Below are 15,120 nucleotides of genomic sequence, written 5' to 3'. Positions count from 1 at the left end.
TGGCGGTGTATCAGTCAAATATCCTTCACTGACCCACTGCAATCGGGCGCAAGTCGAATCGTCGCACCGCCCCTCCCACATTTGACCGGGTTTCCAATCCAGAACAATAAAACTGCTGAGCACCCCACTATGACCCAGCAAAACCTCTACCTCGGCATCGACTGCGGCACCCAAGGCACCAAAGCCATCGTCCTCGATGCCGCCAGCGGCCGGGTATTGGGCCTGGGCGCGGCCAACCATACGCTGCTCAGCGGCGCCAATGGCCGGCGCGAACAGCACACCCAGGAATGGCTGGACGCCTTTACCGAAGCCACCCACCGCGCCCTGCAACAGGCCGGCGTGGACGGCCAGGACATCCTTGGCATCGGCGTTTCCGGCCAACAGCACGGCCTGGTCCTGCTTGACGACCAGGGCCAGGTGCTGCGCCCGGCCAAGCTGTGGTGCGACACCGAAACCGCGCCGGAGAACGAGCGCCTGCTCCAGCATCTGGGCGGCGAAAGCGGCTCGCTGGAACGCCTGGGCGTGGCGATTGCGCCGGGCTACACCGTGTCCAAGCTGCTGTGGACACGCGAACAATACCCGGACGTCTTTGCGCGCATCGCCCACATCCTGCTGCCCCACGACTACCTCAACTATTGGCTGACCGGCCGCGCCGTAGCGGAATACGGCGATGCCTCAGGCACCGGTTACTTCAATGTGCGCAGCCGTGAGTGGGACGTGGCACTGCTGCAGCACATCGACCCCAGCGGTCGCCTGGAAGCCGCGTTGCCCGAGCTGATCGAGGCTGACCAGGCGGTGGGTACGATTTTGCCGGCCATCGCCGAGCGCCTGGGCATCAACCCGAATGCCGTGGTTTCCAGTGGTGGCGGTGACAATATGATGGGCGCCATCGGCACCGGCAATATCGCCCCCGGCGTGATCACCATGAGCCTGGGTTCATCGGGCACCGTGTATGCATTCGCCGACCAGCCAAATGTAAGCCCGCAAGCCTCGGTGGCCACGTTCTGCTCGTCCAGCGGCGGTTGGCTGCCGTTGATCTGCACCATGAACCTGACCAACGCCACCGGGGTGATCCGCGAGCTGCTCGAGCTGGACCTGCACGCCTTCAACGCCCTGGTTGACCAGGCCCCGATCGGCGCCGACGGCGTGAGCATGCTGCCGTTCCTCAACGGCGAACGCGTGCCCGCCCTGCCCCACGCCACCGGCAGCCTGCACGGCTTGACCATGACCAACCTGACCCGCGCCAACCTCTGCCGCGCGGTGGTCGAAGGCACCACCTTCGGCCTGCGTTATGGCCTCGACCTGCTGCGCCAGACCGGCCTGCAAAGCCAGAGTATCCGCTTGATCGGCGGTGGCTCGAAAAGCCCGGTGTGGCGCCAGATGGTCGCCGATATCATGAACACCGAAGTGGTCTGCACCGAACAAAGCGAAGCCGCCGCCCTGGGCGCGGCCATCCAGGCGGCGTGGAGCCAGTCCGGCGAGTCGCTGGCCAGCCTGTGCGACAAATGCGTGAGTGTCGACCCCACCAGCCGTACCCTGCCGGTGGCCGAGCGTGTAGCGGCCTACCAACAGGCGTATGAGCGCTATCAACAGCTTGTGGCAACCCTTTAAGAGCGAACGACTATGTATCTGGTGTGCGGTGAAGCGCTGTTTGATTTTTTCAGCGAGGAGGATGCCAGCGGGCAGGCTTCCAAGGTTAATTACAAGGCAATTGCCGGCGGTTCGCCGTTCAATGTCGCGGTGGGCTTGCGCCGCCTGGGCATCGAGGCCGGGCTGTTGGGCGGGCTGTCCACGGATTTTCTCGGGCGGCGCTTGTTGCAGGTGCTGAAGGATGAAGGTGTGAGCGAGCAGTTCCTGGTGGAATTTGCCGCACCGACCACCTTATCGATGGTCGCGGTGGGGGCCAACGGCTCGCCACAGTACAACTTCCGTGGCGAAGGCTGTGCCGACCGGCTGCTGGAAGTCGCGCACCTGCCGCTGCTCGGCGACAACGTGCGCGGGTTGCATATCGGCTCGTTCTCCCTGGTGGTGCAGCCGATTGGCGACACCCTGCTCGCCCTGGTCAAGCGCGAAAGCGGCAAGCGCCTGATCAGCCTCGACCCCAACGTGCGCCTGAACCCGCAGCCGGATATCCAGCTGTGGCGTGACCGCGTGGCCGAGCTGGTCCAGCATGCCGACCTGATCAAGGTCAGCGACGAAGACCTGCACCTGCTCTACCCCGACCAGTCGCCGGAAAGTGTGCTGCAGGGCTGGCTGCAACACCGTTGCCAGTTGGTGTTCCTCACCCGTGGCGGCGACGGCGCCAGCGTGTTCAGCCGCCAGCATGGCAACTGGAGCGCGCCGGCGGTCAAGGTGGTGATGGCCGATACCGTGGGCGCCGGCGATACCTTCCAGGCCGCGCTGATTGCCTGGCTGACCGAGCAACAGCTGGATTCAGTGCAAGGCCTGCAACAGCTGACCCGCGCGCAAATCGACAGCATGCTCGGTTTCGCCATCCGCGCCGCCGCGTTGACCTGCACAAAGACCGGACCGGACCTGCCCTATCGCAATCAACTGGGGTGACCGCGGCTTTTATGAAGGTTTTGTCAGCCAGGCAAGGATTAATCGATGGTTAATCGCGCAGGACGAGAGTGAGGTTCTACCCACTTGCGGAGAACCACCATGAAACTGCGTACGTTTATGCTGGGCGGCGCATTGGCGCTGGCAGCCGTGTCAGGCCTGGCCCAGGCCGACGACCACAGCACCGACGCCAAGCCCGTGCCTTACCAGTACGGCATGCCGCTGAACATCGCCAAGGTCCTGGCGATGAATGAAACCCAGACCGATGAATGCAAAGTCATCAAGGCCGATATCAAGTTCCTCGACAAGGCCGGCAAGGTCGAAGACGTAAGCTATCGGAAAATGTCCGAAGCCTGCGACTTCCAGAACTGAGCCGGTGAAGTACCCGCGACAAGCCCGTACCTGACAGAGTAGTCTTGCGGGCTTGTCCTACGGCTGAAAGGATTCGCCATGCAGTTGAGCTTCCGCTCCCTCGCCACCTTCACCGCCCTGCTCTGCTTTGCCCTCGCCCTGGTCTGGGGATTGCGCCCCGACCTGCTGCTCTGGCTGTGGAGTGTCGAATATTCAAATGCCACCGGGCTGGTATCACGCCGCAACGCCGCGCTGTTCCTGGGCATCGGCATTATGTTCTGGCGTGCCCGCCATGCGCCGCCCAGCGATATACGTCGCGCCATGACCAGCGGGTTCGCCGTCGGGTGCCTGGTATTGGCCGTATTGGGGTTCAGCGAATGGATCAATGGCAACGCGGGCCCGGGCATACTGCTGGCGGTGGCAACAGAAACCGTATTGGGCCTGGCGTTTATCCAGGCCCACAGGTCTTCGGTCGTACGCCCGCAAACATCCGTCTAATAGACGCCGCGCCCGCCCACGCGTTGCAGGGTGGGTGCATGGCTGTGCTTGAGGTCTTCGCGCAACCCGGAGATCAGGTTGCAAATGGCTCGACTGCTATCGAGTTTGTCAGCGTTTATACCTTTGACTTCCAAATCCACTCGGTCACGATCACGGTCGTCATAGACTTTGATCGTCAGCGAAGCATCTTCGGCTTTGGTGCATTCGCACCGTTTGGGCAGGAAACTTCCTTCAATAATGCTGCGAAGTTCTAATTCCGAAAGCATGGTCAACCTCTCCTTTCTTGAGACTGCCAACAGGTTATTGTGTGTCCGGCGAGCCCTTGCCCGCCGCGCCTCGCCGACCCTGGCAGACGCTTACCACTCAAGAGCGTACTCGGCAAAATCCAGTCTTGTTGTAACTTTTCCTCATAAGCAACCCGCGCGTTTATATAAGTAAAATTGCCGCGTTTGAATTGTCGCCGAACAGCTTCGATTAATCGTTTAACCCTCGGGCATGGTATTAAACGGCGACTTGTGCGGCGACTCTTTCAGCAACATGTCGCAAACTATCGAAGTTGATATTCGCCCCGGAATTCACCGCTACCAGGGTCTGCCCCTGAACGCCCCGACTGGCGACGTACTTGCGGATCCCCGCGACCGCCAGCGCGCCGGAGGGCTCGGTGATGGAGCGGGTATCGTCGTAGATCAGCTTGATCGCGCTGCACAGTTCATCGTTGCTCACCGTGATCACCTCATCTACCCAGTCCCGGCAGATTTCAAAACCATAGGCGCCGATCTGCGCGACCGCCGTGCCATCGGCAAAACCGTCGACACTGGGCAGCACCACGCGCTCGCCAGCCTGAAGCGCAGCCAACAGGCAACTGGAACCTTCTGGCTCAACGCCGATGATGCGCACCTCGGGGCGCAGGTATTTAACGTAGGCGGCGATCCCGGCGATCAGCCCCCCACCGCCCACCGGCACGAAGATCGCGTCCAGGGCGCCTTGCTGCTGGCGCAGGATTTCCATCGCCACTGTGCCCTGGCCGGCGATCACCTCCGGGTCATCAAAGGGCGACACGAAGGTGCAGCCGGACGCGTCGGCCAGTTGCAACGCATGGGCCAGGGCAAAGGGGAAACTCGCGCCGTGCAGCACCGCTTCGGCGCCCCGGGAGCGCACGCCCAGGACTTTCAACTCCGGCGTGCTGCTGGGCATGACGATGCGCGCCGCAATCCCCAACTCCCGCGCCGCCAGCGCCACGCCCTGGGCATGGTTGCCGGCCGAGGCGGTGACCACGCCCCTGGCCTTTTGCTCATCCGAGAGCTGCACCAGCTTGTTGTAGGCGCCGCGAATTTTGAAGGAGAACGTCGGTTGCAGGTCTTCACGCTTGAGCAGCACCTGGTTGCCGAGCAACGCCGAGAGCGCCGGCGCGGCTTGCAGCGGCGTACGCACCGCCAAGTCGTAGACCGGCGCGGCGAGGATCTTTTTCACATAGTGTTCAAGCAACGCCGTTTCAGCGGTGGTGGGAACGGGCACGGTGCTCATGGGTGTCTCCTGGCTTTTTTGTTAAGGGCCCTGGAGACGGAAAAACAAAACCCGCCTCTAAGGCGGGTTTGGGTGCAGCCGTGTGCTATCCCGCCAAATGAGGAATGGCGGTAATAATGCTTGGCTGGCTGCGGAAGGCTTGAAATGTCATGTCACGAAATTAACCGCCGGCAGCGCGGCAAGTCAATGGCCAGGCGCCATTTAGCCGCAGGGGGTTTACTCGCGATATACGAAACATATACGCTTTGTATATCCATTCTACAGAGTGAGCCCCATGGGCATCGTCAAGATCACCGACCAACTGCACGAACAACTGCGCCTGGCCAGCGCCGCCATGGACCGCTCGATCAACGCCCAGGCGGAGTTCTGGATCAAGATCGGCCTGCTCGCCGAATTGAATCCCAACCTGCCCTACAACGAGCTGATCAACAAACTGTTGCTCGACAAACCCGACCTGATCAGGGGGCGCAGTTGATGATCAAGACGCCCGCCCAATTGGCCGTGATGCGTGAATCCGGGCGCCTGCTGGCGCAGGTGTTCAGCATGCTTGACAGCTTTGTCGCCGCCGGCCGCTCCACCCTGGAGCTGGACAGCGCCGTCGAAGCGTTTATCCGCAACGACTTGCAGGCCCGCCCCGCCAGCCTCGGGCAATACCACTACCCGTTCTGCATCAACACCTCGATCAACGAGGTGGTGTGCCATGGCATGCCCAGTGCCAAGGACGTGTTGAAGGACGGCGACATCATCAACATCGACATCACCCTGGAAAAAGGCGGCTACATCGCCGATTCCAGCAAGATGTACATGATCGGGGCCGTCGCGCCCAAGGCCAGGCGCCTGGTGGAAATGACTTTCGAGGCCATGTGGGCCGGCATCCGCCAGGTCAAGCCGGGCGCGCGCCTGGGGGATATCGGCCACGCCATCCAGAGCCACGCGCAGGCCAACGGCTACAGCGTGGTACGTGACTACTGCGGCCATGGCATCGGCAAGCAGATGCACGAAGAGCCGCAGGTGCTGCACTTCGGCCGCCCCGGCACCGGCCTGGAACTGCGCGAAGGCATGGTGTTTACCATCGAGCCGATGCTCAACCAGGGCGGCGCCAAGGTGCGCAGCCTCAAGGACGGCTGGACGGTGGTGACCAAGGACAACAGCCTGTCGGCACAGTGGGAACATACCGTGGCGGTAACTGCAGATGGGTTTGAAGTGCTCACCCTGCAGGCTTGACTCGGTCTAATGTGGGGGGCAAGCCCCCTCCCACATTGGGTTTCCTTATCATCCGGCTCACCACACCTGGCCCTGGCGCTTCAATTCCAGGCGCCGCACAAACTCCGCCAGCTCCCCCACCGCCTGCAAAAATGCTTGCTCACGCCACCTGCTTGATCCCGGCCTTGGCCTCCAGCTCGCGCACCAGCGGCAACACGCGCTGGCCGAAATACTCGACTTCTTCCTGGAAGTGCAGGAAACCCGCGAGCACCAGGTCCACGCCCACCGCCTTGAGCGCAACGATACGCTCGGCGATCTGCTGCGGGGTGCCGATGAGGTTGGTCTTGAAGCCGTCGTTGTACTGCACCAGGTCTTCAAAGCTGGACTTGGCCCAGTTGCCTTCGCCTTCCGGGGAAGCCTTGCCCGCCTGTTTGGCCGCGTCGCCAAACGCGTTCACTGCCTCCGGGTCGGCCTTGTCGATGATTTCCGCCAGCACCGCGCGGGCTTCTTCTTCGGTATCGCGGGCGATCACGAAGGCGTTCACGCCGACTTTGACCGAGTGGTTATTCGCCGCTGCCTTGGCGCGGATGTCATCGACCTGGGCCTTGATGCCTTCCGGGGTGTTGCCGTTGGTGAAGTACCAGTCCGACACGCGCGCGGCCATGTCCCGTGCGGCGCGCGAGCTGCCGCCCTGGAACACTTCCGGCTGGCCCAGGGGCTTGGGCTTGAGGGTGTAATTGTTGAAGCGGTAGAAGTCGCCCTTGAAGGTGAAATCGTCCTGGGTCCAGATACCTTTGAGGGCGCGGATGAATTCTTCGGAACGGCGATAACGCTCGTCGTGTTCCAGCCAGGGTTCACCGATGGCCTGGAATTCGCCCTTGAACCAGCCACTGACGATATTCACCGCGATGCGGCCATTGGTGAGCTGGTCGATGGTCGCCAACTGCTTGGCCGCCAGCGCCGGCTGCCACGGACCGGGCAGGATCGCGGCGATCACCTTGAGGGTGGTGGTCGCGGCCAACAGCGCATGGCTGAACGCCACCGACTCATGCTGGTTTTCGGCGCCATAGCCGGCGGTGAAACGGATTTGCGTCAGGCCGTATTCAAAGCCGGCGGCTTCGGCCAGTTGCGCCAGTTTGCGGTTGTAATCGATGCCCCAATGGGTGCGCTGCTCGATCTTGCTGACCACCAGCCCACCGCTGACGTTGGGCACCCAATAGGCAAATTTCACGGCTTGCTGACTCATCGAACGGTACCTCGTACAAAGGGATGTACCGAGGGATTGAGCAGCAAGCGTGCCAGCCGTGGGCAAACGCCCAGCCCGTCAGTGCTGCGCCGGAAAATCGCGGCCTGGCCGCCCCGAATGCACCTGTTGAGGATTGCGCCGGTTTGTTGGTTGAGTGTTGCTGGAGCAACAGCAGGCGCGCCGTATCCCCCGTAAACATTGGCCCGGGCACCCGGCACGGACTGTGCAATCACCCCAGGCATTGACCACTGCCCCGGAGCCTTGCCCATGACCGAACATCACGTCATCAACCCGCTGTCCATTGGCGTTGACTACCCGACCCTGGCCGCGCGTTTTCGCCCGATCTTCCAGCGTATCGCCGAGGGCGCCGTCGAGCGTGAACACAACCGCACCCTGCCCCATGCGCCGATCCAGTGGCTCAAGGAGGCTGGCTTCGGCGCGGTGCGGGTACCGGTGGAATACGGCGGCGGCGGTGCATCCTTGCCGCAGTTGTTCGAACTGCTGATCGAGTTGGCCGCAGCCGACTCCAACGTGCCCCAGGCCCTGCGCGGGCACTTCGCCTTTGCCGAAGACCGCCTGAACGCGCCGCCGAGCGCCGGCCGCGACCTGTGGTTCAAACGTTTTGTGGACGGCGATATCGTCGGCTGTGCCTGGACTGAAATCGGCAATGTGGCCATCGGCGACGTGGTCACCCAAGTCAGCCCGGACGGCGATAACTGGAAACTCAACGGCGAAAAGTTCTACAGCACCGGCAGCATTTTCGCCGACTGGATCGACGTGTATGCCCAGCGCAGCGACACCGGCGGCGACGTGATCGCCGCCACCCGCGCGCGCCAGCCCGGCGTGGTACACAGCGACGACTGGGACGGTTTCGGCCAGCGCACCACCGGCAGCGGCACCTCGCGCTTTACCGATGCCGTGGTTGAGGCGGACAACGTCATCGACTTCGCCACGCGGTTTAAATACCAGACCGCGTTTTACCAACTTGTCCTGTTAGCCAGCCTGGCCGGTATCGGCCGCGCCGCCGTGCGCGACGTGGCCCATCAGGTGCGCAGCCGCAAGCGCATCTACAGCCATGGCAATGCGCCCCATGTCAGCCAGGATTCACAGGTTCAGCAGGTGGTGGGCGAGGTTGCGGCGCTGGTGTATGCCGCCGAGGCCAGCGCGTTGAAAGCCGCAGAGCCGGCGCAGCGTGCCTACGTGGCGCGGTTTGGCGGGGATGCGGCGGCCGAGCGCGAAGCCAATGTGGCGGCCGAAATTGAATCGGCGACGGCGCAGGTGGTGGTGTCGGAGTTGATCCAGCGGGCTACCAGCCAATTGTTCAACGCGCTGGGCGCCTCGGATGTGCGCCAGGGCAAGGCCCTGGACCGGCATTGGCGCAATGCGCGTACGGTGTCGTCGCACAACCCGGTGATCTACAAGGCGAGGATCGTGGGTGACTGGGTGATCAATGGCACCGAACCGCCGTTTGTGTGGCAGATCGGTAATGGGCCGGTGAAGGCCTAGAGCCTGTCATTGCTCTAAATGTGGGAGGGGGCTTGCCCCCGATAGCGGTGGGTCAGGTAAAAATCTGCTGACTGACACACTGCCATCGGGGGCAAGCCCCCTCCCACATTTGTACTGTGTTCACATTAGAACGCCAGCTTATACCCGACGGCCATCAACATGATCGCCAGGCACGGGCGCAATACGCCGTCCGGGATCTTGCCGGTCATGTGGCTGCCGACATAAATGCCCGGCAGCGAACCCATCAGCAAAAAGCCCAGCAGGTGCCAGTCCATATTGCCCATGCCCGCATGGCCCAGGCCCGCCACCAGGGTCAGGGGCACGGCGTGGGCGATCTCGGTGCCCACCAGCCGGCGCGTGGCCAGGAACGGATAGAGGATAAACAGCGCCACGGTGCCGAGGGCGCCGGCGCCAATGGAGGTCAGTGCAACCATGGTGCCGAGGATGGCGCCAGTCACCACAGTCAGCACGTTCAGGTTGCGCGGGTTCATGTGGTAGCTATCGCCGGCATGGCGTTGAGCGAAGGCCAACAGGCTTTTCTTGAACAGGATCGCCAGGGCCGTCAGCAGCAGCACCACGCCGAGGGCTTGCTTGATCACCGCGTTCATCACGCTGGGGTCGGTGTGCAACGTGGCCAGGAACCACAACGTCAACAGCACGGCGGGCACGCTGCCGAGGGTCAGCCAGCCGGTGATGGTCCAGTCGATGTTCTTGTTCTTGCTGTGCACCAGCACCCCACCGGACTTGGTGATGGCCGCGTACAACAGGTCAGTGCCCACGGCCGTGGCCGGGTTGATGCCAAACCACAGCAGGATGGGGGTCATCAGCGAACCGCCACCGACACCGGTCATGCCCACGATAAAACCAACGATCAGGCCTGCAATCACGAAACCAAAATTACCCACTTCCATTGACGCTACCTGCGGCCTTATAAATTTCTGGCGGCAGGATAGCGATTTTTCTTATAACGACTTATATCAATATGATCTGACTTTAGATCTTTTTGGATTTATCCAAATTATTTTCCGATCACTGCATCCATTTGCCGCGCCCATGGGTAGTACCTGCAGCAACCCTGCTGTTTCATCTAATGGAGAAACACCCATGAACGCTAAAGCCCTGCTCTGCCTCACCGGTTTACTCGTTGCCAGCCCTGCCGCCTTCGCCCAGGCCAGCTTGCCCGACAGCATCAAGGTGCCGGATGGCCATAAAGTAGCGATGGAAACCACCGGCGTCGGCGAAATCACCTACGAATGCCGCGACAAAGCCAACGCCGCCGGCCAAACCGAGTGGACCTTCGTCGGCCCCAAAGCCGTACTGAATGACCGCAGCGGCAAGCAAGTCGGCACCTATTTCGGCCCACCGGCCACCTGGCAGGCCAAGGATGGTTCGAAAATTACCGGCACTCAGCTGGCCGTGGCGCCCTCGAGCCCTGGTAACTTGCCGTATCAATTGGTCAAGGCCAACCCGGCCGAAGGCAAGGGCGCCATGAGCGGCGTGAGTTATATCCAGCGGGTCGCGCTCAAAGGCGGCGTGGCGCCAAGCACCGAGTGCACGGCGGCCAACAAGGGCAAGCAGGAAGTAGTGAAATACCAGGCCGATTACATTTTCTGGGCGGCCAACTGAGTAAACCGGGCTACGCTGCCCTGTGGCGAGCACACGTGCTTGCCATAGGGTCCGGCCATTGAGGGATGTGTGTGTTCGATTACGAAGCCTGTCTGCTGGCCTGTGCCCGTGGCGATCAACGCGCGTTGCGCCAACTGTACGAGCAGGACAGCAGCCGCTTGCTCGGCGTGGCCCTGCGCATTGCGCGGGACAAGGCCCTGGCCGAAGACATCGTGCATGACGCGTTTATCAAGATCTGGCGCGGCGCCGGCAGTTTCGACCCTGGCCGAGGTTCGGCGCGCGGCTGGGTGCATAGCGTGACCCGGCACCTGGCGCTCAACGCGGTGCGCAACCACTACCGCGAGGTGCCGCTGGGCGAAGAACACGAACAGGTTGCCAAGATTGAATTGGATGGGCATTCGGGGCAGATCTACACCTGCCTCGAACAGCTCGACCCGGCCCGTCGCACGTGCATCCTGCATGCCTATGTCGACGGCTATTCCCACAGCGAAATCGCGCAGAAAACGGGCACCCCGCTGGGGACCGTCAAAGCCTGGATCAAACGTAGCCTCGCCGCGCTGCGGGAGTGCATGGCATGAGTGAACCCCTGGACGAACTGGCCAGCGAATATGTGTTGGGCACCCTGCCCGCCGAACAACGCGCCGAGGTCGAACAACGCCTGCCGCACGACGCCGAATTACGCGCGGCGGTAGACGCCTGGGAACAGCGCCTGCTGCCCCTCGCGGCGCTGGCTGAACCGGTGCCGCCCTCGGCTCAGCTATGGCGGCGCATCGAACGCAACCTCGGCAGCGCGCGCGCGCCCTGGTGGGATCTGCTGGCGGTGTGGCGCGGCCTCGCCGCTGCCGGGTTGGCGGCGAGCGTGGTATTGGCCACGCTGCTGCTGACTCGTTCACCCGTCGAACCGAGTTTTGTGGTGGTGCTGGTGGCCCCACAAACCCAGGCGCCCGGTTGGGTGATCCAGGCCAGCAATAATCAGCAGATCCAGTTGATCCCGTTGGGCGTGATGGAAGTGCCGGCGGACAAGGCCTTGCAGTTCTGGACCAAGGGCGAGGGCTGGCAAGGCCCGGTCTCCCTGGGGCTGGTCAAGCCGGGCGAAAGCCTGTCGGTGCCGCTGGACAAGCTGCCGCCGCTGTCGTCGAACCAGCTGTTCGAGCTGACCCTGGAAGACCCGCGCGGCTCGCCGACCGGCAAACCCACCGGGCCAATCCAGGCGATCGGCCGCGCGGTCAAGGTGCTCTGATCAGGCGACGCTGGGCAACCACACGCGAAAGCGCGCGCCGCCCAACGGCGAGGCCAGGGCCGTCAAGGTGCCGCCCTGGGCTTCCAGGGCGCGCCGGCTGATGGCCAGGCCCAGGCCGAAACCGCCGGTGGCGCGGTCGCGGCTGCGGTCGAGGCGGTAGAACGGTTCGAAGATGCGTTCGCGCTGGTCCAGCGGAATGCCGATGCCGTCGTCATCCACCCAGATTTCACAGCCCTTGGGGCACACCTTGACCCCGACCTGAATGCGTTTGTCGCAGTAACGCGTGGCGTTGCGCAGCAGGTTTTGCAAGGCGCGGGCGGTGAGGCGCGGGTCGAGGCTGAAGCGTTCCACGGCGCAGTCGAGGGCTACATCGATAACGATTTCGGGGTTTTCCAGTTCGTCATCGACACTGCCCAGCACGCTGTCGATAAATTCATCGAGTACCACCTCGACCCGCTCCGGCAGCTGCGCCGGGTTTTGCAGGCGGCTGTAGGAGAGCAATTCCAGCACCAGCTCATCCAGCTCACGAATGTGCGCCACCAGGCTTTGCAGGCGTTCGCGGCTGGCTTGGGGCAGGTCTTCGGAGAGCGCCAGCGCCAGGCCGAAATCCAGGCGCGTGAGCGGCGTGCGCAGTTCGTGGGACACGGCATTGAGCAGGTCGCGCTGCTGGTTGAGCAGGTGTTCGATATCGCCGGCCATGGTGTCGAACACCGCCGCCAGGCTACCGATATTCGAGCTGGGCGGGATACGCGTGCGCTCGGCCAGGTTGCCCTTGCCCAATTGCGCGGCGGTGCTTTTCAGGCGCTCCAGATCACGCCAGTGCGGTCGCAACCACACCAGCAGGCAAGCCAGCAGCGCGGCGCCGATCAGCACGTTCATCGACCAGTACAACAGGTTCATGTCCAGCGGGTCCGGCGGGACGGTCAGCTTGACCACGAACTGCTGGTTGATCGGCGAACTGACTTCTTCCATCCAGCCCCACTCCCCCAGGCGAATCACCGGCTTGCCCTGCTCCAGAAGCGTGGCTTCGGCGGGCGTGTAACTGGCGTCCTGGCGCAGCAGCAGTTGCACCTTGAGCGGCGCAAAGTCTTGCCCCAGCTGCTCGGTCACCTGCGACCAGCGCTCCACCGGCGCGCGCAGGTATTGCTTGACGATCAGCTTTTGCATACCCCGGGACTGCTCGACGTTGTAGTCCAGGTAGCGGTGTTCGAACAGCTGGATCACCAGCTTGGGGATCAGGAACATCGCCGCGCTGTAGGTGACGATGGTGATCAGGTAGAGGCGCAGCAGTACTCGAAACATCGATCAGCATTCCCACTCGGAACGGCTGAACAGGTAGCCCTTGCCCCACACGGTCTTGATCTTGCGCGCTTCGCCGGCGTGGTCGTCGAACTTGCGGCGCAGCTTGGAGATGGCCACGTCCACCGAGCGGTCGGTGCCGTTGAACTCGATACCCCGCAGGCGTTGCAGGATCTGGTCGCGGCTGAGCACCTCGCCGGCGTGCCGGGCCAACACCACCAGCAGGTTGTATTCGCCGCTGGACAACTCCACCGCCTGGCCGCGCCAGGTCACGGTGCGCTCCGACAGGTCGATGCACAGGTTGCCCATCAGGATCTGGTCACTGGCCACCTGCGGCTCGGACAAACTGCTGCGGCGCAGCAAGGTGCGCACGCGGGCCAGCAGCACGCGGGGCTCACAGGGTTTGGTCACGTAGTCGTCGGCGCCCATTTCCAGGCCCAGCACCTGGTCGTGGCTGTCGTCGCGCGCGGTGAGCATCAGGATCGGCAGGCCCGCCGAGTCGGCGCGCAGCAAGCGGCACACCTGCAAGCCGTCGAGGCCGGGCAGCATCAGGTCAAGGATCACCAGGTCCGGCGGGCTGACGCGCGCACGTTCACGCACGTGGTCGCCACGGCTGAGCACGCTGACGTGGTAGCCATTGCGCTCCAGGTAGCTGGCAATCAGCTCGGAGAGTGCGGCGTCGTCTTCCACCAGGAGGATGTTGGGCATGGTGTTTCCAATTAATACGGTTTGTCGGCAGTACACAAATCCACTGTGGGAGGGGGCAAGCCCCCTCCCACATTTTGATCTTCAGTGTTTGCAGGATTGTGCAAGGATATACGCCCCCGGCGCCCCGCGCGCCGACCCCTTACATTTCTTCACACACGAGCTACACAGCTTCACAGCACCACGGCGCAGGTGACCTTAGGATGCGCCAGTCAATATTGGGATAAGAGCATGTCGAAGAATCTGTTTGCGCCGTTTTGCCTGCTGGCCCTGACGCTGGCCCTGAGCGCGTGTGACAAATCCGCCGCCGAGGCGCCGCAAGCGCCCCCGGCCAAGGTGCGCATCGAAACCCTGCAGGCCAAGCCGCTGTCGATCACCAGCGAGCTGAGCGGGCGCATCGCCGCGCCGCGCATCGCCGAAGTGCGCGCACGGGTCGCCGGCGTGGTGATGCAGCGCGTGTTCAAGGAAGGCCATGACGTGAAACAGGGCGACGTGCTGTTTCGCATCGACCCGGCCCCGTTCAAGGCCGACCTCGACAGCGCCCAGGCCAACCTGAGCAAGGCCGAGGCCAATGCGTTCCAGGCGCGCCTGCAAGAGCAGCGCTACAGCCAACTGGTGGAAGGCAACGCCATCAGCGGCCAGGACTACGACAATGCCCGCGCGGCGGTGCGCCAGACCAACGCCGAAGTCGCCGCCAATAAAGCCGCGGTCGAGCGCGCCAAACTGAACCTGGGTTATGCCACCGTGACCGCGCCAATCTCCGGGCGCATCGGCCGTGCGCTGGTCACCGAAGGCGCCCTGGTGGGCCAGAACGAAGCCACGCCGCTGGCGATCATCCAGCAACTGGACCCGATCCACGCCGACCTCACCCAGTCCACCCGTGAGCTGAACGACCTGCGCCGCGCCTTCCGCGCCGGCAGCTTGAAGCAGGTTGGCCAGGACCAGGCCAAGGCCACGCTGATCCAGGACGACGGCAGCCTGTACCCGCTGCCCGGCAAGTTGCTGTTCGCCGAAATCAGCGTAGACCCCGGCACCGGGCAGATCATCCTGCGCAGCGAGTTCCCCAACCCCGACCTCGACTTGCTGCCCGGCAGCTTTGTGCGCGTGCGCCTGGAGCAGGCCGTGGATAAACAAGGCATCAGCGTGCCGCAACGCGCCATCACCCGTGACAGCGCCGGCATCCCGATGGTGCTGTTGTTGAATGACGAACAGGTCGTCAGCCAGCAACCGGTGGAATTGGGCGCGGTGATCGAGGATCGCTGGATCGTCAGCAGCGGCCTCAAGCCCGGTGACCGCATTGTGGTCGAAGGCCTGCAACACGCGCGCCCCGGCGAAAAAGTCCAGGTAGAGGAATAACCCCGCC

At 63.1% G+C, this 15,120-nt stretch carries 16 protein-coding genes and 1 pseudogene; 11 read left to right on the top strand and 6 right to left on the bottom strand.

Features of this window, described 5'->3' with window-relative positions; genetic code table 11:
- Nucleotides 1–129 precede the first annotated feature (129 nt).
- The 4 genes from xylB to AC0IYH_RS12550 all read left to right on the top strand — a co-directional run bounded on the left by xylB (nt 130) and on the right by AC0IYH_RS12550 (nt 3,408).
- Nucleotides 130–1,611, top strand: a complete 1,482-nt coding sequence (gene xylB / locus AC0IYH_RS12565; protein WP_116629904.1) for a xylulokinase — start codon at nt 130–132, stop codon at nt 1,609–1,611.
- Nucleotides 1,612–1,623: 12 nt separating this feature from the next.
- On the top strand, nt 1,624–2,562 hold the full coding sequence (locus AC0IYH_RS12560) for a carbohydrate kinase family protein (RefSeq protein WP_471834592.1): 939 nt from the start codon (nt 1,624–1,626) through the stop codon (nt 2,560–2,562).
- A gap of 99 nt (nt 2,563–2,661) precedes the next feature.
- A complete protein-coding gene (locus AC0IYH_RS12555) occupies nt 2,662–2,931 on the top strand; it encodes a DUF2790 domain-containing protein (protein ID WP_471834591.1) in 270 nt (89 codons plus the stop codon).
- A 78-nt stretch (nt 2,932–3,009) separates the two neighbouring features.
- Nucleotides 3,010–3,408, top strand: coding sequence for a hypothetical protein (locus tag AC0IYH_RS12550; RefSeq protein WP_471834589.1), 399 nt, complete (start codon nt 3,010–3,012; stop codon nt 3,406–3,408).
- Here AC0IYH_RS12550 and AC0IYH_RS12545 read toward each other — a convergent pair.
- Entirely contained in the window at nt 3,405–3,674 is a 270-nt protein-coding gene (locus AC0IYH_RS12545; RefSeq protein ID WP_116629908.1) for a DUF1652 domain-containing protein, read from the bottom strand. The two genes, AC0IYH_RS12550 and AC0IYH_RS12545, sit on opposite strands and share 4 nt — an antisense overlap.
- A 259-nt stretch (nt 3,675–3,933) precedes the next feature.
- Nucleotides 3,934–4,932 (bottom strand): annotated as a pseudogene (ilvA, locus tag AC0IYH_RS12540) (threonine ammonia-lyase, biosynthetic); the annotation flags it as partial.
- A 274-nt stretch (nt 4,933–5,206) separates the two neighbouring features.
- Between ilvA and AC0IYH_RS12535 the strand changes: the two are divergent.
- Together AC0IYH_RS12535 and map are read left to right on the top strand one after the other, a co-directional pair.
- Nucleotides 5,207–5,407: a ParD-like family protein gene (locus AC0IYH_RS12535; protein WP_025855286.1), complete on the top strand. Its 201-nt coding sequence runs from the start codon at nt 5,207–5,209 to the stop codon at nt 5,405–5,407.
- Nucleotides 5,407–6,156, top strand: a complete 750-nt coding sequence (map, locus tag AC0IYH_RS12530; RefSeq protein ID WP_471834586.1) for a type I methionyl aminopeptidase — start codon at nt 5,407–5,409, stop codon at nt 6,154–6,156. Before AC0IYH_RS12535 ends, map begins: the two co-directional genes overlap by 1 nt.
- 139 nt (nt 6,157–6,295) lie before the next feature.
- Here the strand turns inward: map and sfnG are convergent, their stop codons facing one another.
- The gene (gene sfnG / locus AC0IYH_RS12525; protein WP_471834584.1) at nt 6,296–7,381 is read right to left on the bottom strand and encodes a dimethylsulfone monooxygenase SfnG; all 1,086 of its coding nucleotides are present in this window, start codon (nt 7,379–7,381) and stop codon (nt 6,296–6,298) included.
- Between the two features lie 267 nt (nt 7,382–7,648).
- Here sfnG and AC0IYH_RS12520 point away from each other — a divergent pair, with 267 nt between their 5' ends.
- On the top strand, nt 7,649–8,887 hold the full coding sequence (locus tag AC0IYH_RS12520; RefSeq protein ID WP_116629912.1) for an acyl-CoA dehydrogenase family protein: 1,239 nt from the start codon (nt 7,649–7,651) through the stop codon (nt 8,885–8,887).
- A 125-nt stretch (nt 8,888–9,012) separates the two neighbouring features.
- On the opposite strand, the gene AC0IYH_RS12515 is transcribed toward AC0IYH_RS12520, so the two are convergent.
- Nucleotides 9,013–9,798 carry a sulfite exporter TauE/SafE family protein gene (locus tag AC0IYH_RS12515; protein WP_116629913.1) on the bottom strand — a complete coding sequence of 262 codons (786 nt, stop codon included), beginning with the start codon at nt 9,796–9,798 and terminating at the stop codon, nt 9,013–9,015.
- Between the two features lie 193 nt (nt 9,799–9,991).
- Here AC0IYH_RS12515 and AC0IYH_RS12510 point away from each other — a divergent pair, with 193 nt between their 5' ends.
- The 3 genes from AC0IYH_RS12510 to AC0IYH_RS12500 all read left to right on the top strand — a co-directional run bounded on the left by AC0IYH_RS12510 (nt 9,992) and on the right by AC0IYH_RS12500 (nt 11,753).
- On the top strand, nt 9,992–10,513 hold the full coding sequence (locus AC0IYH_RS12510; protein ID WP_471834582.1) for a DUF3455 domain-containing protein: 522 nt from the start codon (nt 9,992–9,994) through the stop codon (nt 10,511–10,513).
- 71 nt (nt 10,514–10,584) lie between these two features.
- Nucleotides 10,585–11,091, top strand: coding sequence for a sigma-70 family RNA polymerase sigma factor (locus AC0IYH_RS12505; RefSeq protein WP_471834580.1), 507 nt, complete (start codon nt 10,585–10,587; stop codon nt 11,089–11,091).
- Nucleotides 11,088–11,753 carry an anti-sigma factor gene (locus AC0IYH_RS12500; RefSeq protein ID WP_471834578.1) on the top strand — a complete coding sequence of 222 codons (666 nt, stop codon included), beginning with the start codon at nt 11,088–11,090 and terminating at the stop codon, nt 11,751–11,753. Before AC0IYH_RS12505 ends, AC0IYH_RS12500 begins: the two co-directional genes overlap by 4 nt.
- Here AC0IYH_RS12500 and AC0IYH_RS12495 read toward each other — a convergent pair whose 3' ends face one another.
- Nucleotides 11,754–13,055, bottom strand: a complete 1,302-nt coding sequence (locus AC0IYH_RS12495; protein ID WP_116629917.1) for an ATP-binding protein — start codon at nt 13,053–13,055, stop codon at nt 11,754–11,756.
- A 3-nt stretch (nt 13,056–13,058) separates the two neighbouring features.
- A complete protein-coding gene (locus tag AC0IYH_RS12490) occupies nt 13,059–13,760 on the bottom strand; it encodes a response regulator transcription factor (protein ID WP_116629918.1) in 702 nt (233 codons plus the stop codon).
- A 228-nt stretch (nt 13,761–13,988) separates the two neighbouring features.
- Between AC0IYH_RS12490 and AC0IYH_RS12485 the strand changes: the two genes are divergently transcribed.
- On the top strand, nt 13,989–15,113 hold the full coding sequence (locus tag AC0IYH_RS12485) for an efflux RND transporter periplasmic adaptor subunit (protein WP_122773887.1): 1,125 nt from the start codon (nt 13,989–13,991) through the stop codon (nt 15,111–15,113).
- Nucleotides 15,114–15,120 lie beyond the last annotated feature (7 nt).

The sequence above is a fragment of the Pseudomonas sp. AC463 genome (assembly GCF_979253585.1).
This window is presented reverse-complemented; position numbering and strand designations above follow the sequence as displayed.